Annotated in this window: 22 protein-coding genes; 10 read left to right on the top strand and 12 right to left on the bottom strand. The window is 50.5% G+C overall.

Annotated features, from left to right (window positions below):
- Nucleotides 1-32: 32 nt before the first annotated feature.
- From I8U18_RS05950 to I8U18_RS05930, 5 genes are all read right to left on the bottom strand, one after another.
- On the bottom strand, nucleotides 33-1,388 hold the full coding sequence (locus I8U18_RS05950) for an MFS transporter (protein WP_198055091.1): 1,356 nt from the start codon (nucleotides 1,386-1,388) through the stop codon (nucleotides 33-35).
- Between the two features lie 141 nt (nucleotides 1,389-1,529).
- Nucleotides 1,530-1,922 (bottom strand): hypothetical protein, encoded by a 393-nt coding sequence (locus I8U18_RS05945; RefSeq protein WP_198064575.1) that lies wholly within the window; start codon nucleotides 1,920-1,922, stop codon nucleotides 1,530-1,532.
- Between the two features lie 34 nt (nucleotides 1,923-1,956).
- Entirely contained in the window at nucleotides 1,957-2,496 is a 540-nt protein-coding gene (locus I8U18_RS05940) for an NAD(P)H-dependent oxidoreductase (RefSeq protein ID WP_033099316.1), read from the bottom strand.
- A 177-nt stretch (nucleotides 2,497-2,673) separates the two neighbouring features.
- Entirely contained in the window at nucleotides 2,674-3,729 is a 1,056-nt protein-coding gene (locus tag I8U18_RS05935) for a sulfite oxidase (protein WP_198055089.1), read from the bottom strand.
- Between the two features lie 3 nt (nucleotides 3,730-3,732).
- Nucleotides 3,733-4,008, bottom strand: coding sequence for a hypothetical protein (locus tag I8U18_RS05930; RefSeq protein ID WP_033099314.1), 276 nt, complete (start codon nucleotides 4,006-4,008; stop codon nucleotides 3,733-3,735).
- Between the two features lie 142 nt (nucleotides 4,009-4,150).
- On the opposite strand from I8U18_RS05930, the gene I8U18_RS05925 reads away from it, so the two are divergent.
- Nucleotides 4,151-4,612: a cysteine dioxygenase gene (locus I8U18_RS05925; RefSeq protein ID WP_198055087.1), complete on the top strand. Its 462-nt coding sequence runs from the start codon at nucleotides 4,151-4,153 to the stop codon at nucleotides 4,610-4,612.
- 40 nt (nucleotides 4,613-4,652) lie between these two features.
- Here I8U18_RS05925 and I8U18_RS05920 read toward each other — a convergent pair whose 3' ends face one another.
- The 6 genes from I8U18_RS05920 to I8U18_RS05895 form a co-directional block, all read right to left on the bottom strand.
- The gene (locus tag I8U18_RS05920) at nucleotides 4,653-5,450 is read right to left on the bottom strand and encodes an ABC transporter ATP-binding protein (RefSeq protein ID WP_198064596.1); all 798 of its coding nucleotides are present in this window, start codon (nucleotides 5,448-5,450) and stop codon (nucleotides 4,653-4,655) included.
- A gap of 107 nt (nucleotides 5,451-5,557) precedes the next feature.
- Complete coding sequence (locus I8U18_RS05915) at nucleotides 5,558-6,337, bottom strand: ABC transporter permease subunit (protein WP_052153877.1); 780 nt, start codon at nucleotides 6,335-6,337, stop codon at nucleotides 5,558-5,560.
- Nucleotides 6,324-7,481, bottom strand: a complete 1,158-nt coding sequence (gene ssuD / locus I8U18_RS05910; RefSeq protein ID WP_198064574.1) for an FMNH2-dependent alkanesulfonate monooxygenase — start codon at nucleotides 7,479-7,481, stop codon at nucleotides 6,324-6,326. The genes I8U18_RS05915 and ssuD overlap by 14 nt, the downstream gene beginning before the upstream one ends.
- Nucleotides 7,482-7,506: 25 nt before the next feature.
- Nucleotides 7,507-8,478, bottom strand: coding sequence for a sulfonate ABC transporter substrate-binding protein (locus I8U18_RS05905; protein WP_033099311.1), 972 nt, complete (start codon nucleotides 8,476-8,478; stop codon nucleotides 7,507-7,509).
- 107 nt (nucleotides 8,479-8,585) lie between these two features.
- Entirely contained in the window at nucleotides 8,586-8,780 is a 195-nt protein-coding gene (locus I8U18_RS05900) for a YezD family protein (protein ID WP_198055085.1), read from the bottom strand.
- Nucleotides 8,777-9,214 carry an RrF2 family transcriptional regulator gene (locus I8U18_RS05895; RefSeq protein ID WP_033099309.1) on the bottom strand — a complete coding sequence of 146 codons (438 nt, stop codon included), beginning with the start codon at nucleotides 9,212-9,214 and terminating at the stop codon, nucleotides 8,777-8,779. The genes I8U18_RS05900 and I8U18_RS05895 overlap by 4 nt, the downstream gene beginning before the upstream one ends.
- 315 nt (nucleotides 9,215-9,529) lie before the next feature.
- Between I8U18_RS05895 and I8U18_RS05890 the strand changes: the two genes are divergently transcribed.
- The 3 genes from I8U18_RS05890 to I8U18_RS05880 all read left to right on the top strand — a co-directional run bounded on the left by I8U18_RS05890 (nucleotide 9,530) and on the right by I8U18_RS05880 (nucleotide 12,369).
- Nucleotides 9,530-10,507 carry a 2-hydroxyacid dehydrogenase gene (locus I8U18_RS05890; RefSeq protein ID WP_198064573.1) on the top strand — a complete coding sequence of 326 codons (978 nt, stop codon included), beginning with the start codon at nucleotides 9,530-9,532 and terminating at the stop codon, nucleotides 10,505-10,507.
- A gap of 152 nt (nucleotides 10,508-10,659) precedes the next feature.
- Entirely contained in the window at nucleotides 10,660-11,154 is a 495-nt protein-coding gene (locus I8U18_RS05885; protein ID WP_198059261.1) for a DUF1572 family protein, read from the top strand.
- 45 nt (nucleotides 11,155-11,199) lie between these two features.
- Complete coding sequence (locus I8U18_RS05880) at nucleotides 11,200-12,369, top strand: aminotransferase class I/II-fold pyridoxal phosphate-dependent enzyme (protein WP_198064572.1); 1,170 nt, start codon at nucleotides 11,200-11,202, stop codon at nucleotides 12,367-12,369.
- Nucleotides 12,370-12,413: 44 nt separating this feature from the next.
- Here the strand turns inward: I8U18_RS05880 and I8U18_RS05875 are convergent, their stop codons facing one another.
- The gene (locus I8U18_RS05875; RefSeq protein ID WP_033099305.1) at nucleotides 12,414-12,689 is read right to left on the bottom strand and encodes an Mpo1-like protein; all 276 of its coding nucleotides are present in this window, start codon (nucleotides 12,687-12,689) and stop codon (nucleotides 12,414-12,416) included.
- 187 nt (nucleotides 12,690-12,876) lie between these two features.
- Between I8U18_RS05875 and I8U18_RS05870 the strand changes: the two genes are divergently transcribed.
- The 6 genes from I8U18_RS05870 (at nucleotide 12,877) to I8U18_RS05850 (ending at nucleotide 19,207) form a co-directional block, all read left to right on the top strand.
- Entirely contained in the window at nucleotides 12,877-14,382 is a 1,506-nt protein-coding gene (locus I8U18_RS05870) for a tagaturonate reductase (protein WP_198055082.1), read from the top strand.
- Between the two features lie 138 nt (nucleotides 14,383-14,520).
- Complete coding sequence (locus I8U18_RS05865; protein WP_033099303.1) at nucleotides 14,521-15,396, top strand: SDR family oxidoreductase; 876 nt, start codon at nucleotides 14,521-14,523, stop codon at nucleotides 15,394-15,396.
- Nucleotides 15,389-15,520: a hypothetical protein gene (locus I8U18_RS17980; protein WP_255517793.1), complete on the top strand. Its 132-nt coding sequence runs from the start codon at nucleotides 15,389-15,391 to the stop codon at nucleotides 15,518-15,520. Before I8U18_RS05865 ends, I8U18_RS17980 begins: the two co-directional genes overlap by 8 nt.
- A 52-nt stretch (nucleotides 15,521-15,572) precedes the next feature.
- Nucleotides 15,573-16,514, top strand: a complete 942-nt coding sequence (locus I8U18_RS05860; protein ID WP_052153875.1) for a class I SAM-dependent methyltransferase — start codon at nucleotides 15,573-15,575, stop codon at nucleotides 16,512-16,514.
- 105 nt (nucleotides 16,515-16,619) lie between these two features.
- Nucleotides 16,620-17,372 (top strand): VanW family protein, encoded by a 753-nt coding sequence (locus I8U18_RS05855; RefSeq protein ID WP_052153874.1) that lies wholly within the window; start codon nucleotides 16,620-16,622, stop codon nucleotides 17,370-17,372.
- A 287-nt stretch (nucleotides 17,373-17,659) separates the two neighbouring features.
- The gene (locus tag I8U18_RS05850) at nucleotides 17,660-19,207 is read left to right on the top strand and encodes a fatty acid--CoA ligase (RefSeq protein ID WP_198055081.1); all 1,548 of its coding nucleotides are present in this window, start codon (nucleotides 17,660-17,662) and stop codon (nucleotides 19,205-19,207) included.
- The last annotated feature ends 16 nt before the right edge of the window (nucleotides 19,208-19,223 follow it).

Genomic DNA, 19,223 nt, shown 5'->3' with positions numbered 1-19,223 from the left:
GCAACACCTTAAAGCGAAAAAAGAAACCCTCGTCAATCTTGGCGAGGGTTAAATTTTAAGCTCATCCAGACACTGGCCAGTGAGGAGACGATGAGTGCATACCCCATCCATTGCAGGTGGCCGGGACTTATTTTCGTGCCGAATACCAGTCCCAGCAGAACCGACGACAGGATGCAACCCATATAGCGGCATGTTTGAAAAAGTCCGGACGCCAAACTGGTCATTGAGGGAGGGGCGACCATCAGCAGGGCAGATTGCAGGCATACGTTCGTGATTCCGTAACTGAGGCCCATGATCGCCAAAGCAAAGGCCATCCCATACAACGGCAGGTGAACGAAGACAAAGGTTAACAGCAAAGCTCCGCCAACCATCAAGAAAGAGCTGATGATCAGAGGGGTTTTTACGCCGGAACGGTCAATCCATTTTCCCATCACCGGATAAATCAAGGCACCGAATCCGGCATTGAACAGCATGAGCAGCCCGCTTGTTTTCACATCCAGGTTCATTGCCTCCTGAAAGTAGGTGGGCAACCCAAAAAAAATCGAGTAGTTATAAATGTTCAAGACGATAAACTGAAGGTAAACCCAGCTCAGCAAGGGGTTGGTTTTAAACAGCCGAAGCTGTATAAACGGTTTTTCCACGTGAAGTTCGCGGTAGATGAATCCGGCGAGCAGGAGAATTCCCAGAATTCCGGACAGCGGATGGACTTGGGTTTTAAAGGAAAGCAAAAACCAGAGCAAGAAGACCATGGAGGCCGCAAATAACAAGATTCCGGGCAGATCCAGTTGTTTCACCGTTTGCCGGAAGGAGGGCCGCTCCTTGTCGCGGTCGGGCGGCAGGTAGAACCAGCCCAGCAGGAGACTGATCAAAATGACCGGGATGTTCACCGTAAAAATCGCCGGCCAATCGCCCAGATCAATGAGAAATCCGCCGATGGTGGGACCGAAGGCGGCGCTTCCGGTGGCGAATAAAGAGATGATCGCCAAGGCGGAAGCCTGCTTTTCCGTGATATATTCCCGGATCATGCCCATGCCCGAGGGGTAAATGGAACAACTGCCAAAAGATTGGATCAGCCGGGCCAGGATGAGAATGAGAAAAGTCGGGGCCCACGGAGCTGACAAAGCCGACAGGGCGACCAAAAGCAAACCGATGAGAAAAATATTCTTGCGGCCCAGTTGATCACCGATTTTGCCCATAACGGGCTGACCGATGGCGCTGGCCAGATAGTAGGAGGAGATCAGCCAGGAGACCGTCGTAAATGAAAGGTGAAAATCCTGCTGAATGCGGTGAAGGGCCATGGAAATCATTGACGAGTTAAGCGGATTTAGCAAGGTCCCCGATGCGATGGCGATGAGAAAGAGGAGGCGGTTCGGTTTTTTGCCGTTCATTTTGTTTCACCACGGACAGTAAAAACAGTGATAAAAATGAAGTTCTCCATGTTTTCGATCTCCTTTGTCAGTGATGGAAAAACCCCCCTTAAAGGGATGTCAGAACGATTTCGGGCCCTTTAAGGGGAGTACTTTAAAATTCTATTTTTTTTGCTGCATTTGGCGCAGCATTTTCCGGTACTCATCATCATCGATGTGATCTTTTTTTGCTGGTTTTTCCGGTTTTGTCATCGCGGACAAACCACGTCGCAGCGCTTCGCGGTATTCCTGGTCTGTCTGCCTGGAAATCTCTTGTTTGGTAGAGGTTGTTCTCGGAGCCACCTTGGTTTTTGTCTCCACCTTGGGCTTCGATTGATCCATGGCCGCCGCGGAATCCGGTTCTTCTGCGGAAACCGGGTCCGGTTTGGACTGGAGGGTGGGATTCTCAGCTGATGTCACTCTTTTTTTGTCTTTGTTTTTGACAGCTCTTACGTTAAAGATAATCAAAAAGAGAATCCCAACCACCATTAAGAGAATGATGATTACTAATCCCATCGATTTCACTCCTGACGTTATTGGATCAAATGAATTAACCGTGAAGTTTTTTTGCTACTTCCGCTACACGGCGCCCCAATGCACGTCCAAGAGCCTGGTCTGATTCGGTGGGCATATTTTTTGGTGCATCTTCGCTGTCTTCCACCGGACAGGTTACCGCCACCCCATAGTATGAGCCATGCAAAACGTTTTCCGGCACGTTGCTCGGCAGACCGACAATGATCATTCCGTTATGCATCATCGGGGTGATCAAGTTCCACAGCGTCATTTCCGCACCGCCGTGCAAAGTGGCCGTGGTGCAGAAGGCGGCGCCCACTTTTCCAACCAGTTTTCCGGCTGCCCACAGGTATCCCAGCTTGTCGATCCAGCTTTTTAAGCCGGCGCTGATGGTGCCAAAGTGACCCGGGCAACCCCAGATCAGGGCATCGATATCATGCAAATCGCGAACGTCCGCTTCGTTCACATGTTTGACGAACACTTCTGCACCTTCAATTTCCTGTGCGCCTTGTCCGATCGCCTTGGCCAGTACCTCTGTATGTCCGCTTTCGCTATCGTAAACCACGTATACTTTCATCGCAAAAACTCCCCTTATGTCAGATGTATAGTTCTACTATTTGATTTAGTAAACAGGTTTTATTCTAACATGATCTTACGGGTTGCGAAAGAGTGAACGGGAACTGTTTCTGAATTATACAAAAATTGATGGGTGAATGGCAGAAAAAAGGGGGGTTTTGGCGAAGGGGCATTTTTTTCACTCAACCTTGACGCGGACTTTAAATATACCGTTGTATCCGTATCCTTTCCGGTTCCAGACGGGTTCCATCGGCTGGGTTCGCCCCTCTGAATCAGTCGCGCGTGACATGATGGTAAATTTTCCTTCACATTTGGCTTCCCATAAGAACTCCCAAAAAGTCCAAGCGTAGGGGTGCTGCGGTTCTGAGTGCAATGTTGCCGGGTGCCAGGATCGGCCGTTGTCCGTGCTTATCTCCACCTTTACAATCCTTCCTTCTCCCGTCCAGGCAAATCCTTTGATTTTGTTTATTCCCTTTTTCACTACATCATAGTCTTGCGGCTGCTGAATGATTGAATTCACTTTCATCGTTGTGACCGGGGTTTTGCCTTCATCTGTATCGTCATGGGGGTAGTAGACGTAATCTTCTGTCTGGAAAAAACCTTGAAAGGGGTGGTCGATGGCTGTTATTTTCGAAAGCCATTTTACGGAAGCCATGGCATACCAGCCGGGGACGATCAAGCGAAAGGGGTATCCGTGTTTGAAGGGAAGGGGTTTTCCGTTCAATTCATAAGCAATGATGGTATCCGAGTGCAGTGCCTTTTCCACCGGCAGGCTGCGGGCATAGGAGGTTCCGTCGGGGCTTTGGTCAATGGCCGAAAAGACGATTTCTGTTGCCGTCGTTTTGAGCCCCGCCCGTTTAAGAAGAGAGGCAAGAGGCACTCCTTTCCACCGGCCCTGACTGATGGCCCCCTTCTGCCATTGAACGCCGTAGACCCTGGGTGAGTAAGATGTTCGCCGGTTGCCGGCACACTCCAAGGGAACGACAAGGGTTTTGGACGGCCATGACAACAAATCTTCATAGTCCAGCGTCAAAGGATGATCGACCAGCCCGTTGAGATGAAGGGTGGCGGGAATGTCGGCGGCAGAGGGATAAGGAAAGTGATTCCGTTTATACATCAATTCCACCGGAGTGATCCAGTCTTCCACAAAATGAACCGGTGTCTCCTGATTTTCGGGATTGAGGCTCACTGTGAGCGGATAAGGATGGTTTTTTCTGCCGTTTTGTTGATTCATTTTTCATTCCTCCTGACAAGCGTATTGTTCAATTTTTGAGAAGAGGCAACGGAGAAAGTTGACCTGGATTTCATCTTTCTGATCCATGGCGTCATGGAGACAGGAAACGATGACCGTTTTGAGGAAGCGATATTCCGCCGGCGTGAAGAGAATGTCGGGAAATCTGATTTTGCCCAGAATGGAAGTGATCAGGGATTGTTCCTCACGACACACATGGATTTTGATTTTTTCCAGATGCCTCAGCAGAAAGTATCGTTCTTTCAAATTGATGTAACCCATCACGTTCACCCTTTCAAAATGGAACGAACCAAGGTGTCAAAAACAGCATATTCTGAAGATGATCAATCAGACATTAAATCTTGACTAATTAAGTAAATATTGTAAAGAAAGTGATCATTTCCGTTTGATGGAGGGAAGAGAAATGGATTTTTTAAGGCAGATTAAAGAGGTACTGTCCAAGGTGGAACACCCGGGATTCCGTGAACTGAAAGAAGCGGTACAGGCCATCGGGTGTACGCGTGAAAAAATCCTCCCTTATGTGACCAGCCCCGACGGGAATCCGTACGGGAGAAATGTGGTCTACCGTTCGGATTTCGTCGAGGCGGTTGTGATTCATATCCCCGGAATGAAACAAACACCGATCCATAATCACGGTTGCTCCATCGGATGCGGTCAGGTGGTGGAAGGAAATTTGATTAACCATTTGTACGTTCTGGAAAAAGAGGACGAACCGTTTGCTTATGAGCAAAACCGTTACGGGCCTGGCCAATTCTTTTTTGCCACGCAAGGGCAGATTCATAAAATGCGCAATCCTTCCACGCAGAGGCTTGTCACCTTCCACTTGTATTCTCCGCCGTTACAAGAGATGAAAATCTATAAATAAAATGGGGAGGCGGTACTGACCCTGTTTTCGGACAGCAGGGTTAGGATGAAGCTTTATCCGTTTTGGAAGTGACCAAGTTCAGGGTTTGCGACTTTTGCCGGTCCGTTGAGGCCATTACCTGGTCAAGGATGGTGCCGACCAGCGAAGCAAAGAGCGGATTGTTCCGCTGTCGCGGCCTGGGCAGAGGAATACGGATATCCATTCCCACTTTCCCGTCTCGCAGCATGATGACCCGGTCAGCCAGGATGACGGCTTCCTCGACATCGTGAGTAACCAGGAGAGCCGTGAATCGTTGTTCTTGCCAAAGCTTTTCAATTAACCGCTGCATTTCAATCCGTGTCAGGGCATCCAGAGCGCCCAATGGTTCATCGAGCAAAAGAAGGCGGGGATTGCTTGCGAGAGCCCGTGCCAGGGCGACCCGTTGACGTTGCCCGCCGGAAAGGACTCCAGGCCATTGCTTCTCGTAACCGGCCAAACCGACCTGCTCCAGGATGCGGGCTGTTTTTTCCGTTCTGCCGTTTTGGTCCCGGATGCCGAGCGCAATGTTGGCAAAAACAGTTCGCCACGGCAAGAGGCGGGGTTCCTGAAACATGATTCTGGCGGCGTCGTTCAGCCCGGAGATGGCTTTTCCTTCCTGCATAATCACGCCGCCGCTCGGTTCTTCCAGTCCGGCAATCAGGCGAAGCAGCGTGCTTTTCCCGCTGCCGGAACGGCCGACGACAGCGAGAAATTCGCCCCGTTGAACGAGAAGATCGATGTTGTTCAAGATCAGGCGATTGTCAAATTGTTTTTTTAACCCCCGAATGTCCAGCGTTGTTCCTGAAACTTTGCGGTTCAGTTGAAACACCCCCTGATGATGTCAGAAAATATTCATGTCCTTGCGGCACAGTCGAAGAGACCGGGGGATGCCATGTTCCTGCCTGCAACCCATTTTTTGCGAGAAAGCTAACCGTTTACCCGCCAGCGCAGGCAGCGTTTTTCCAAAGCTTTTGCCACAAGATCAGCCAGTTTGCCGAGCAGGGCATAGAGCAAAATGCTTAAAACCACCACATCCATCTGCATAAACTCCCGTGCGTTCATCGCCATATAGCCGATTCCCGAGTCTGAGGAAATGGTTTCCGCTACGATCAGCGTCAGCCACATAATCCCCAGGGCATAGCGGAATCCGATGAGAATGGATGGCAATGCATTGGGCAGGATAATGTGCCAAAAAAGAGCCCTCTTTGTCAGGCGGAAAATTTTTCCCATCTCCAGCAGTCCGGGATCAACACTGCGAATGCCATGAAAAGTATTCAAATAGATCGGGAAGAACACACCCAGGGCCACGAGGAACAATTTTGATTCTTCACCGATTCCGAACCACATGATGGCCAACGGGATCAGGGCCAGATGAGGGATATTTCGCAACATCTGCACAGTGGAATCGAGGATTTTTTCCGCAAATCGAGAAATTCCGTTTAAAAAGCCCAACACCAGGCCGATGCTTCCGCCGATTGCCAAACCGAGCAATGCGCGGACGGCACTGTCATCAATGTGATGAATCAATTCTCCCGAACGGGCCAGGTGAATGGCCGTCCGGATCACGGTGACGGGGGCCGGAAGGGTTTCCGTGGAAATCCAGCCCATGCTGCTGAAGATTTGCCAAAGGATTACCAAAATGGCCGGGAGAGACCAGGACAGAAGGGCATCCATCTTTGTTCGCCATCGGAAATTACTCAGCTTCATGGGCAACACCTTCTTTTTCCCGGGGGAAATGGTCATTTGCCACGATTTCGCCAAAGGGACTGTAAACATGAGGATGAGAAGCAGGCGGATTATTGGTTAAAGGTAATTCCGGGAAGAGCAATTCGGCGACCCGATAGGCTTCTTCCAGGTGGGGATAGCCAGACAGGATAAACGTTTCTATCCCCAGGTCCGCATATTCCCGCATCCTTTCTGCCACGGTGCGTGGATCCCCGACAAGAGCTGTTCCCGCACCTCCACGAACCAGTCCGATGCCCGCCCATAAATTGGGGCTGATTTCCAAATCGGTTGTTTTTCCGTTGTGAAGCCGGGTCATCCGTTGTTGTCCGACAGAATCATAACGGGCAAAAATACGCTTTGACTTCGCGATCGCCTCGTCGTCAACATAGCGGATCAAACGCTCAGCTGCCGCCCAGGCTTCTTTTTCCGTCTCCCGGACGATCACATGCAAACGGATGCCGAAGCGCAATGATCTTCCCTGTTTGGCAGCCAGTTTCCTCACTTGTCCGATTTTTGCCTCTACTTGTTTCGGGGGCTCACCCCATGTGAGATAAACATCGGTATGTTTGGCCGCGACTTTCATTCCCGCCGGTGAAGACCCTCCGAAGTAAAGGGGGGGATACGGGGTTTGCACAGGCGGAAAAATCCGTTTGCCGCCGGAAATTTTCAAATGTTTTCCGGTGAAGTAAACATCTTCTCCCCGCATGATTTCCCGCCAGACGGTCAGGAACTCGTCCGTTAACTCATAACGGGTATCGTGATCCAGATGCAGGCCGTCACCGGCTAATTCGACTGGATCTCCGCCTGTTACGATATTGATGAGCAGACGGCCCGCGGATAAGCGGTCAAACGTGGCTGCCATTCGCGCGGCAAGCGTGGGAGAGATCAGGCCGGGACGGACAGCGACCAGAAATTTTATTCTCTCTGTGGCAGACAATAAAGAGGAGGCGACAATCCATGCGTCCTCGCAAGACCGTCCGGTCGGCAGCAATGCTCCGCTGTAACCGAGATGGTCAACCGCTTGGGCCAATTGTCTCAGATACGGAAATCCAATGGCGCGTCCGCCTGATGCGGTAGCCAGATACCGACCGTCTCCGTGTGTGGGGATAAACCAGAATATTTGCATGATTATCATCCTTTCTCAAAAAGAGTTATGATTTTTGCTCCCGCCAAACGACGTCACGAACCTGAATCGATTTGGGAATCAGGCCAATGCGCAGAAAAGTATTGGCGATCTGCTGTTGATCGTCGATAATGGATTGATTGATCGGTTCGATTCCATACTCAGCGCGCTGAATCGCCAGGTTGACCGGCTTCAGGTCCATCCCGATCTGTTTGGCCAAGAGCCGGGCGGTTTGATCGGGATTCCGGTTAAACGAATCGGCTGAATTTTTCAGCTCATCGACAATGATCCCGATCACGTCCCCGTGCTGCGCAGCATAGTTTTTTGCCGCAAGATAATAAGAGCGGTTGGACGTATATCCATGAGCATCCGTCAACGTTCTGGTTTGCAGACTGGTTTCGGCATCCGCATAATAAGGGTCCCAAATAACCCAGGCATCGACGTTTTTTTCGGCAAAAGCAGCCCTGGCATCGGCCGGTGCCAAATAAACCGGTTGGATGTCGCTGTATGTCAGTCCCGCTTTTTCCAATGCCCTGACCAACAGATAATGGACGTTGGAACCTTTGTTCAGTGCCACTTTTTTCCCTTTCAGGTCCCTGATGCCGCGAATCGGGGAATCTTTGGGAACGATGATCGCCTCCGCTTCGGGCCGCGGCGTTCCGGCTGCGAAATAGACGAGCGGAGCATTCGCTGCTTGCGCGAAAATCGGGGGTGTATTTCCGGTTTCGCCGATATCAATGCTGCCGACGTTCAGGGCTTCCAACAGCTGCGGACCGGCCGGAAACTGAATCCACTTCACCTTGATTCCGCGGGATTTCAAACGTTTTTCCAATGTTCCGCGGGCTTTCAAAATGCTCAATATGCCGAACTTCTGATAGCCGATGCGGATTTCGTTTTGCCTGTCGTCGGAATCAGCCGGCTGGCAACCGATTGTCAGCGAAGTGAACAAAACGATGAGAAGGGCGATGGAAAAGAACCTCAGTGTCTGTTTGATGCGCATGATGTATTCACCTCATCTCGCCGAAAAATGAAAAAGGCCCCAAAACCCTCAGTTCGATGATGAGGGACGGGGCCTCCGGTGGTCCGGTCGGCATCGAATGGTCTCTCCTATTTTTTATTTGCCGCGCTGGCATGTTTTTTGGACAAGGATGAAGCTTCGGACGGAAAGCGATGTTTTTCGGTTCTTTCAATTTGCACGATATTGGAATCGTGAACGGTGATCAGAACCGTGCCGTATTGAAGACCTTTCAACGCTTCCCAAATGCGGTGGATTTTTTCATCCGGGAACGAAACTGGCTTCATGCTTTTTTCACTCTCCTTTCCTCTCTTGGAATGCGGCCTTCCAGCAAATCCTCCAGCGTCGTATTTTCCAGAAGCCGGGCGACGGTATCGCGGATCAGGGTCCACAGCGGTTTTAACAGACATCCCTCTTCCAGGGGACATGGATCATAAGCGGTAACACTGACACAACCCATCGGTGCCAATGGCCCTTCCAGCTGTCGGATCACCTCACCGATCACGATTTGGTCAGGAGGCTTGCGCAGTGCGTATCCTCCCCGAATTCCCCTTTTGCTTCTGACATAACCGAGGTTTTTGAGCTGGAGGAGGATCTGCTCCAGATAATTGACAGGAACCAACGTTTTTTCGGCGATTTCACCGATGGAGATGACGCCGGAATGCTGCCCCAGAAGGATCAGAGCACGCAATGCATATTCTCCACGGGTAGAAACTTTCATTTTCTTGTCTCCTTCTAAGCGGAGTTGGTACAGTAAACCGTCACGCCGCGATGTTTAATTTCTATAATACCAAGTGTATTAGTCGACTTTTGGGTGAATGTCTCATATATATGTTCTTTGGCGATGGTTTATACTTGGACAATATTTCCTTAACTCAAATTTATTATAATATTTCGCGTCAGTCAATCATTATTTTGTCATTTCCTATCAAATTACTATGTTTTAAAATAGGAACTAAACAGGACGAACGCATGTCATTGAAAACAAGAATAGAGTTATAATGGCCTTAGAAAAGAGCTTAAGAGGGGGAGAAAGATGAAACCGCATGTATTTCTGGCTAGACGCGTTTCGAAAGAGGCTGAAGCATATATTGCCGAACATTGTACATACCGGAAATGGGAAAAAGACACCCCAATTCCCCGCAGCCAATTGCTCCGGGAAATTGCCGATGCGGAGGGTTTGCTCATCAGCGGCGGGAAGATTGACGATGAGCTGCTTCAGCATGCCCCCAAACTGAAAGTTGTCAGCAATATGTCCGTCGGTTACAACAATTTTGATCTTGAGGCGATGAAGAGGAGAAATGTGCTCGGAACCCATACCCCCCACGTCTTGGATGAAACCGTGGCCGATCTGGCATTTGCCCTGATTTTATCGGCGGCCAGGCGCGTCCCGGAATTGGATCGCTTTGTAAAAGAGGGAAAATGGACCAATGGGGACGATACGCATTTGTTCGGCGTTGATGTTCATGGCCGGACGCTCGGGATTATCGGGATGGGCCGCATTGGGGAAGCGATTGCCAGACGCGGAAAGCTCGGGTTTAACATGGATGTGCTTTACTTTAACCGAAGGCGCAAGCCCGATGTGGAAGAAAGATTGGGCGTCCGCTACTGTGAGTTGGAAACCCTTTTGAAGCAGGCTGATTTTATTGTGTTGATGGTTCCGCTGACCGCGGAAACAAAGCACATGATCGGGCGTGAACAGTTTGCCTTAATGAAGGAATCGGCTATTTTTATCAACACTTCGCGGGGCAAGACCGTGGATGAAGCCGCATTGATCGAAGCGCTGGAAAATAAACGGATTCGTGCCACCGGACTGGACGTTTTTTACCAGGAACCGGTTCCAGCCGACAACCCGCTGTTACGCATGCCCAATGTCGTCACACTCCCGCATATCGGTTCAGCAACAGCGCAAACGAGACATAAGATGGCCATGTTGGCTGCCAAAAATTTGGTTGCCGCTGTCACCGGCCAAACGCCGCCCAACGTGGTCGAAGAATTAAAGGATTTGCTTTAAACAGCGGGCAAGTTTCCGACGGGGTCAATTTTTATCAACCCGGCAAGCAACTGGAAAGCTCGCCGGGTATTGGTGAACTCTTGTGCGGATGACTTTGACAGGGAAGTGTCAGATCTGCTCTTCCGCAGAGGCGAAAGGAGAAAACCGGATGGATGGCTCCGCTGCGGTTGTATCAAAAAAAGCTGGAAAGCACGTTGGAGCGGGCAAAAGAGTGCATTGCCCGACTGAATGATGAGGACATCAATTGGTGTCCGAACCGGGAGAGCAACAGCATCGCTTGGCTTGTTCTGCATATGGCAGGGAATCTGGCATTTTTCTTGAATGAGACGATAATGGGAAAAGAAGTGGATCATGAACAATTCCGGCCGCGGAAGCTGACGAAAGAGGAAACACTGGCCTTGCTGGAATCTTCTTTCAGTGATGCGATCCGTGTCCTGGATCAGCTTCCGCCGGAAAAAGCCGGGCAATCCGTCAGATTTCGGGGAAAGCTCATTCCGGTTTCGGATCTGGTATTCAATACGGTTGTTCATCAGGCGGAGTATGCCGCGCAGATTATCTGTCTCGCCAAACAGAGGCTTGGTGCCTCCTATCAACGATTAACGTCGCCGTATTTGGTATTCTCCGGCGGGGACTGGCAACTGGATTGAACGGGTTGTGATTGACAATTAAATGATCGGAATGGAGGAAAAGAGATGAAATCACATCGCTTACATACATTGCCGCAGGGAATCTTCAAAAAATTGGCTGAACATAAAGAACAGATGAAACGGCAGGGGAGATCGATCATCGATTTGAGCATTGGCAGTCCTGATCTTCCTCCACATCCGGAGATTTTGGATGCGTTGTCAGGTTGGGCCGCTGATCCGTCCGCCTACGGTTATACCCTGAAGGCCCTGCCGTCTTTCAATGAAGCTGTTGCTGACTTTTACGACAAGCGCTATAAAGTGGCGATTGATCCGAACCATGAAGTATTGCAGCTCAGCGGGACGCAGGACGGGCTTTCGCAATTGGCGCTCTCCTGTATCAACCCTGGCGATCTCGCCCTGATTCCGGACCCTGCCTATCCGATTTATGAGATTGGTGTTCTGCTGGCCGGGGGACGGGTCATCCGGCTTCCGCTTAAGCAGGAAAACCGTTATCTTGTTGATTTTTCCTCTCTCCCCAGCGAAGTGTTGGAACGGGCGAAACTGTTATACCTGAACTACCCCGGCAACCCGATCCCGGAGATGGCTCCTTTGTCTTTTTTTGAAGAAGTTGTTTTTTATGCGAAAAAATACGATATCAAAGTGATCCATGATTTCGCTTATTCCGAGCTGGTCTATGACGGTCGGCGGGCCCACAGTTTCCTGTCCGTGCCCGGGGCAAAAGAGGTGGGTGTTGAATTCAACTCGTTATCGAAAACATTCAGCATGGCCGGATGCCGCATCGGTTATATGGCGGGCAATCAGGAGATGGTTGAATCGCTCGCAAGCCTTATGTCCCATACACACTACGGGATTTTCCTTCCTGTGCAGAAAGCGGCCGAAAAAGCTTTGCGGCAAGGGGAAATCCTGTTTCGGGATCATGTGAACACTTATCAGCGAAGAAGAGATTTCCTGGTGCAGCGGCTGAGAGAAGCTGGCTGGGAGGTTTCACAGCCGCCGGCAACGATGTTTATTTGGGCCCGGATTCCGTATGCGGTCTCATCCATGGAATTTTGCGAGGAGTTAATGGAGGAAACGGGAGTGGTTCTGGTTCCAGGAGAGACTTTTGGAAAACAGGGAGAAGGGTATGTGCGAATCAGCCTGGTTCAGCCGGAAACATTGCTGGATGAAGCGGTGCGAAGAATTAAGGGGTTTTTGGAAGTAAAAGCGGGAGCATGACCAAGTGACCCTGCCGCCGTGTTGATATGGGCAGGGTTATTATCTCACCTCTTGCCTTTTATTAATTTTCGCAGGAAATAGATCGGCCCCACCAGCAAATAAACGGGATTGGAAAAGAAAGTCGGTTTTTTTCCTTCAAACATGTGTCCGACAAATTGAAAAATCCAGCCGACGACGAACAAGAGCAGCGCCAGTTTCCATTGGAAGAAAAAGCAGGGAAGCGAGATGATGATCAAAGGAATGCCAATGGCATGCGTCATTTTATTCACAGGATGTTGATGGTTCTGATGATATTTTTCCAACATTTTCGAAAAATCCATTTTCATACTCCTTTCCTTGGAAACTATATATTTTTATTATGAAATATTTCACAGGGATCAGCAACCGGCAAAATAGAGAATAATCTTAATTCAACGGAGATTTGTTACAATATTTGTACAGGAATTTTCGTCATCGCGGGATGACAGGAGACACGCAATCCGCGTTGACAAAAAAGGAGAAGAAAAAGTGAAACCCATTTTGGGCAAAGAGTGTTTAACCGATACAGAAAGAAGAGCGTATGAACAGATGAAAAAAAGCCCGGTCAAAGTGCTGCAGATCGGCGAAGGGAATTTTTTGCGCGGGTTTTTTGACTGGATGATTCACTCTTGCCGGAAGCAGGGGCTTTTTTCGGGAAGCATTGCCGTCATACAACCTCGTCCTTCAGGCCGGCACAAACTGGAGCAATTATGCCGTCAGGACGGGATTTATACCCTGGTGATCCGGGGAATGGAGAAAGGAGAATGGGTGGAGCAGAGGGAGAGGATTGCTGTTTTTTCCACCTTGGTTGACCCTTATGAAGATTGGCCGGGCTTTTTGGCCATCGCCGAAAAGCCGGAACTGGAATGGGTTGTGTCGAACACCACCGAAGCAGGGCTGGTTTATCAACGGATGGAGTGGAACCCGGAGAAACCGGCCGAATCTTTTCCCGGAAAGTTGACTCATTTTCTGTACCGGCGTTACCTTCATTTTGCCGGTGATCCCGGGAAAGGCCTGATTCTTCTCCCTTGTGAACTGGTGGATCGCAACGGCGATGAGCTGAAAGCGTGTGTGCTACGTCATGCCAGGGACTGGGGGTTGCCCGGTGCTTTCCTTCAGTGGGTCGATTGCCATAATCGCTTTTTAAATTCGCTGGTGGACCGGATTGTCACCGGTTATCCCCATACGGAAGCGGAGCGGTGGTTTGATGAATGGGGCTATCGCGATGAATTGCTGAACACGGCGGAACCTTACCATTTTTGGGCGATTGAAGGGGAACCCAAACTGGAGTGCAGGCTTCCGTTGCGACAGGCCGGGCTGAATGTGGAGTGGGTTGCGGATTTGCGGTCTTTTCAATTGCGAAAAGTGCGCATTTTGAACGGTGCCCATACACTGATGGCGCCGCTTGGCCTGTTATACGGATGCAGTCTGGTAAGGGAAGTGATGGAGCACCCCGAGCTCAGCCGCTTTGTCCGGGAGACGGTGGAAACGGAAATCATCCCTTCACTTCCGCTGGATCAGCAAAAAATGAAAAAGTATGCCAAAAGCGTGTTTGAACGTTTCGCCAATCCCTGCATCGAACATCGGCTCTCCGATATAGTGCTGAACAGCGTCAGCAAGTTCAGGGTTCGCCTCTTGCCTTCGCTTCAGTCTTTTCTGGCTGAACAAGGCCGGCTTCCGCAAGGCATTGTGCGGGCTCTTGCCGGCTTAATCCGTTTCTTTCAAGTGCGGAAGGAAGGGGAGGAATATATCGGAACCAATTTGGCGGGGCAGGATTATACGGTTCGGGATGACTGGGAAATCCTTGCTTTTTTCCATGCGCAATTCGCTGGCTGTTCTGTTCGGAATATTTCACAAAAGGAGCGGGTTGGGAGAATTTTGGGCAATGAGCGATTATGGGGGGGAGATTTGACACAGGTGGATGGATTGCCGGAATCGGTGTTGCAACATCTGGCGCGGATGGAGCGGGGAAACGATGTGAACACCCGCTGTTAAAAACAAAAGCAATTGCAGAATAAAAAAAGAAATCAGCCTCCGTGCGTACCGGGGCACGAATTGGCGGGGTTGGCTTGGGAGATAAGAGGGTGGCGTTTTGGACAACCTAAGGATATAAAGAGCGAAGGAGGAAAGAAATTGTCCAAACAAAGTCAAACGAAGTCCAAGCCCATTCTTCCGCCGCAGCATCAGGAGAGGCGACCCGGACTGGAAGCGGAAATGGATCCGCGGCCGGTGTTTGATCGGCCCGACCGCCCCGGGTGTGGCAAACTTGCGGGAAAAGTGGCTTTGATCACCGGAGGGGACAGCGGGATCGGCAGGGCGGTCGCCGTGGCTTTTGCCAAAGAGGGGGCTGATGTGGCGATTGTTTATTTGAATGAAGAGAGCGATGCCGCGGAGACAAAACGGTATGTGGAAGGGTTGGGCCGGCGATTGTTGGCGTTTGCCGGTGACATTGGCGACGAATCGTTTTGCGGACAGGTTGTCACCGAAGTGGTGAGAGAGCTGGGCCGGCTGGACATTCTGGTAAATAATGCTGCTGAGCAGACACCGCAGTCGGGAGTGGAACAGATTACTCAGGCTCAGCTGGAAAAAACGTTCCGAACGAATCTCTTTTCGTTTTTTTATTTTGTCAAGGCCGCTTCCCCGCATTTAAAGCAAGGAAGCGCCATTATTAACACAACTTCGGTGACTGCTTACAAGGGAAATGAGCAATTAATCGATTACTCGGCAACGAAGGGAGCGATTGTCTCATTTACCCGTTCATTGGCGCTCTCCCTGGTGAAAAGGGGAATTCGCGTCAATGGCGTGGCCCCGGGGCCAATCTGGACGCCGCTGATTCCGTCCACTTTTCCGGCCGACCAGGTGGCCAAGTTCGGCACCGATACCCCGATGGGAAGACCCGGACAACCGGTGGAACTGGCCCCGGCCTATGTTTTTCTGGCATCGGATGATTCTTCTTATATGACCGGGCAGATTCTCCATGTGAATGGCGGAGAGATCGTGAATGGTTAAAAAAGAGATGGTGATGGAATGGTGTTCCGAATCTGTTCAGAATGCCATTCCATTTTTTTTGCTTGCCTCGGCCGATTGTCGGGAGAACATAATGCAAGAAAAAGAACATATGAATGAAAAATGATCTTCTCATTGATTGCCTGGTTATTCTCCTTAATGGGAGGTGGAAAGGACTGATGAGCCATAAGAGGCGAAAAAGCGCCCGGGCGAGTAAGACGGCTGAGTTCGTCGCTTTTTTTCGGGCGCTGGAGTATTCCTTTCCGAAAGAGAGGCGCTTGTTTGAAGACCCGTTTGCAGTGAGATTTTTAAGCCTTCCCTTGCAGGTGGCTTCCTGCCTGTCACGGGTACCGTTGTTCGGGAAAGTGGTTCCCTTTCTCGTCGATTGTTTTGGCCCGGGGGCAAGAGCATCCGGGGTGGCCCGCACCCGGCTGATTGATGATCATCTGACAAATGCATTGGAAAAAGGAATTGAACAAGTGGTCATATTGGGCTCGGGATATGACAGCCGCGCTTATCGGATTGCGGATATTGAGCGGGTGCATGTTTTTGAAGTGGACCAACCGCAAACCCTGTCGGTCAAGCAAAAAAAGCTGAAGCGGGTGCTCAAGCGCCGGACGCGGAAAGTGACGTTTGTAGAGACGGATCTGAATGTTCAAAAATTGGAAGATACGTTGCTGAAGGCGGGATTTGATTTAACCCGGCCCGCCTTTTTCATTTGGGAAGGGGTGACCAACTATCTGATTGAACAAGCGGTCGATCTGACGCTGCGATTTATCAGCACGGCGGCGCCGGGGAGTTTTATCCTTTTTACCTACGTCCATAAGCAGGCGATTGACACATTGGCAAGCAGCCCGGAGACGCGGCGGATCTACCGGTTGCTGACATGGATTGATGAGCCGTGGACGTTCGGGATGGTTCCCGAAGAACTTCCCGCCTATCTGGAATCACACGGGCTGAAGCTGGTGGAAGATGTCAATTCGGTTGAATTTCGGAAACGCTACATGAATCCGGGTGGTCCCCATATGAACGCATACCGGTTTTACCGGGCGGCTCTGGCCGAAGTGAAAAACAAAGGCGATGAGCCGCAAGTGCGCTTTTTTCGATCCTTTTTTCATTGATCGCGGTTTCCGGCAAAGCCCATTTTCCCCATGCGGGAATCTGGGCTCTTTACATTTTTTTGATGGATGGGGAGAAAATTACCTTTAGCAGGAAGGAGGTTGAAAATGAAGCGCTGGGCGATTTTTATTCTGTGTGCGCTTTTTTTGGGATCCGGCTGTGCGTTGAAGCAAAATCAAACCGGGAACCAGGCTCCTCCGAAGCAAACGGAAGTGAGCGTTCCGACAAGGGACGGGAGGCTGGAAACGCTTGATTTGCTCAATACGGGAGACAAGCTGCTCGCTTCCTATGCAACTTTTTTTGACCAGACCAAGACGAATCGCGTCCACAATATCCAACTGTCAAGCGAGGCGATTAACGGCCATGTGCTGAATGTGGGAGAGGTGTTTTCCTTTAATCAGGTGGTGGGAAAGCGGACGCCTCAACGCGGATATTTGCCTGCTCCGGAGATTGTGAAAGGAGAGTATACGGAAGGAATCGGCGGCGGGGTCTGCCAAACCTCTTCCACTTTGTACAATGCCGCGGATGCTGCCGGGTTGCGCATTATTGAACGGGTGAGCCACAGTCATGTTGTTACATATGTGCCGAAAGGAAGGGATGCCACTGTTTCCTGGAAAGAACCTGATTTCAAGTTTCAAAATCAATTAAACGTTCCAATCAGAATTGCGGCGAAGACTCAAAACGGGAGAATCACAGTGGCAATCTATGCTCCAGCTCATGTTAATGCGCTGAGGCGGAAAGTAGCCGCTCCGCCAACCACACTGCCGGAAATCATCCGCGTCACCCCGGATGAGCCGATGTCTCTCGATCCGAAAAAAATAAAAAGAGAGTTGCAAAATCCGCTGCGGATTCCACAGTAAAAAGTTAAGTTTGGACTCTTCCGAGGTTGTGGATTGGTGCCGCTTTTTGCTTCCGGCTCCCTGGTTGTAAAGGTTGCCGCAGAATAGTACCGATCCCCTTTGAAAGATAAAACAAGCTGGGCTGGGTTTGCGGGCCCGGCTTTTTCTTTCAGAAGTTAACGACACAGTTTTTCATTTTTTGTTACAATAATCATAGAAATGGTTTCATAATATAAAGAAATTAATGAATAGTGATTTGAAAAAGAATCAGGAGAGATCAGGCGATCCGATTTGGGGGAGGGAACCAGATGCATCCTACCATTGGGCGGATGTTTGAGCAAACAGTCAGCAAATTTCCGCAGAAGGAAGCGGTTTATGATGTCAGGAAGGGACGGCGTTTGACGTACAGAGAGTGGGACCGTGAGGTGAACAGGGCAGCCAATGCTTTTCTGGCAGCCGGTGTGCGCAAAGGGGACAGGGTTACTGCGTACCTTTATAACACGGAAGAGCTGGCCACTTCCCTCCTCGCTTGTGCCAAGATCGGCGCCGTTTTCAATCCGGTCAATTTTCGCCTGTCTGCTGAGGAAATCGCGTTTATTTTACAGGATGCCGAACCGAAAATCGTGTTGTTTGAACAGGCTGTTGAGCCCTGCGTTGCCGCGGTTCACAAAGGCTTCCCGGGAACCGCCTTCTGGTTTATTGACTCTGATCCTCCTGACTATGCGGTTGATTATCATCAGCAGGTTCTCGCTGCGTCCGATACCCGGCCCGATGCAGATGTATCGGAAGAGGATCTCTACGCGATCATGTATACCAGCGGGACGACCGGAAAGCCCAAGGGCGTCATGCACTCCCACCGGACTATGGTGGAGCAGGGTATGATTGTGATCGGAGCCAAACGGCTGACGGCGAAAGATCGTGGATTGACCGTCGCGCCGATGTTTCACTGTGCCGAACTGCACTGTTGCTTTTTGCCCCGTGTTATGGTCGGCGCCAGCCAGGTGATCATGCATCATTTTGCTCCAAAACAAGTATGGCAGATTGTTGCTGATGAGAAAATTTCCTACTTTTTTGCTGCTCCGACCATGTGGAATATGTTGTTGCAGGAGAAATTTGACTACAATCGTCTGGGATCTCTGCGCCTCGGTTTTTACGGAGGGGCTCCGATGGCTCCGGCACTGGTGCGCTCCTGCCGGGAAAAGTTGGGCATTGATCTGATTCAGGCTTATGGCATGACGGAAATGGGGCCTGCGGTCACCTTTTTATTCGAGGACGAACAGCTGAGCAAGGCGGGATCAGCCGGGAAAGCGTGCCTCGGCCATGAAATTCGCGTGGTCCAAGTGCGGGAAGGAGCGCCGTCAGAACCGGATGATGTGCTGGAACCCGGAAATGTCGGCGAAATTATCATGCGCGGGCCGTGCATGATGATGGGGTATTACAAACGGGAAGAGGCTACAGCCAGAGCGATGTACAAAGGCTGGTACCATTCTGGGGATTTGGGTTATGTCGATGAAGACGGCTATCTGTGGGTCGCCGACCGGGTGGATGACATGATTATCAGCGGTGCAGAAAATATTTATCCTCGGGAAGTGGAGGATTTGTTGCATGAACACCCCGGGGTGCTGGATGTGGCTGTCCTGGGAGAAGCGGATGAGAAGTGGGGGCAGCGGGTGGTGGCTTATGTGGTCAAAAAAAATCCGGATCTCACGGCCGATGAATTGGATCGCTTTTGCCAGGAAAGCGGAAAGCTGGCCCGGTACAAACGGCCCCGGAGATATGTTTTTGTCGGACAACTTCCGCGCAATGCCAGCGGTAAGATTCAGAAGTTTCTATTAAGGAGTGGATCGTGGCAATAAACAGCCCGAATGAGGG

It is taken from the genome of Thermoactinomyces sp. CICC 10522 (assembly GCF_016055075.1).
Taxonomy (GTDB): domain Bacteria; phylum Bacillota; class Bacilli; order Thermoactinomycetales; family Thermoactinomycetaceae; genus Thermoactinomyces_A; species Thermoactinomyces_A daqus.
The sequence above is the reverse complement of the archived record's forward strand: the minus strand, read 5'-3'. Positions and strand labels throughout refer to the sequence as shown.

Bases quoted from the DNA above. Each gene is read 5' to 3' on its own strand.
- I8U18_RS05950 (WP_198055091.1), bottom strand. From the start codon at position 1,388: ATGAACGGCAAAAAACCGAACCGCCTCCTCTTTCTCATCGCCATCGCA.
- I8U18_RS05945 (WP_198064575.1), bottom strand. From the start codon at position 1,922: ATGGGATTAGTAATCATCATTCTCTTAATGGTGGTTGGGATTCTCTTT.
- I8U18_RS05940 (WP_033099316.1), bottom strand. From the start codon at position 2,496: ATGAAAGTATACGTGGTTTACGATAGCGAAAGCGGACATACAGAGGTA.
- I8U18_RS05935 (WP_198055089.1), bottom strand. From the start codon at position 3,729: ATGAATCAACAAAACGGCAGAAAAAACCATCCTTATCCGCTCACAGTG.
- I8U18_RS05930 (WP_033099314.1), bottom strand. From the start codon at position 4,008: ATGGGTTACATCAATTTGAAAGAACGATACTTTCTGCTGAGGCATCTG.
- I8U18_RS05925 (WP_198055087.1), top strand. From the start codon at position 4,151: ATGGATTTTTTAAGGCAGATTAAAGAGGTACTGTCCAAGGTGGAACAC.
- I8U18_RS05915 (WP_052153877.1), bottom strand. From the start codon at position 6,337: ATGAAGCTGAGTAATTTCCGATGGCGAACAAAGATGGATGCCCTTCTG.
- ssuD (WP_198064574.1), bottom strand. From the start codon at position 7,481: ATGCAAATATTCTGGTTTATCCCCACACACGGAGACGGTCGGTATCTG.
- I8U18_RS05905 (WP_033099311.1), bottom strand. From the start codon at position 8,478: ATGCGCATCAAACAGACACTGAGGTTCTTTTCCATCGCCCTTCTCATC.
- I8U18_RS05900 (WP_198055085.1), bottom strand. From the start codon at position 8,780: ATGAAGCCAGTTTCGTTCCCGGATGAAAAAATCCACCGCATTTGGGAA.
- I8U18_RS05895 (WP_033099309.1), bottom strand. From the start codon at position 9,214: ATGAAAGTTTCTACCCGTGGAGAATATGCATTGCGTGCTCTGATCCTT.
- I8U18_RS05890 (WP_198064573.1), top strand. From the start codon at position 9,530: ATGAAACCGCATGTATTTCTGGCTAGACGCGTTTCGAAAGAGGCTGAA.
- I8U18_RS05885 (WP_198059261.1), top strand. From the start codon at position 10,660: ATGGCTCCGCTGCGGTTGTATCAAAAAAAGCTGGAAAGCACGTTGGAG.
- I8U18_RS05880 (WP_198064572.1), top strand. From the start codon at position 11,200: ATGAAATCACATCGCTTACATACATTGCCGCAGGGAATCTTCAAAAAA.
- I8U18_RS05875 (WP_033099305.1), bottom strand. From the start codon at position 12,689: ATGGATTTTTCGAAAATGTTGGAAAAATATCATCAGAACCATCAACAT.
- I8U18_RS17980 (WP_255517793.1), top strand. From the start codon at position 15,389: ATGGTTAAAAAAGAGATGGTGATGGAATGGTGTTCCGAATCTGTTCAG.
- I8U18_RS05860 (WP_052153875.1), top strand. From the start codon at position 15,573: ATGAGCCATAAGAGGCGAAAAAGCGCCCGGGCGAGTAAGACGGCTGAG.
- I8U18_RS05855 (WP_052153874.1), top strand. From the start codon at position 16,620: ATGAAGCGCTGGGCGATTTTTATTCTGTGTGCGCTTTTTTTGGGATCC.
- I8U18_RS05850 (WP_198055081.1), top strand. From the start codon at position 17,660: ATGCATCCTACCATTGGGCGGATGTTTGAGCAAACAGTCAGCAAATTT.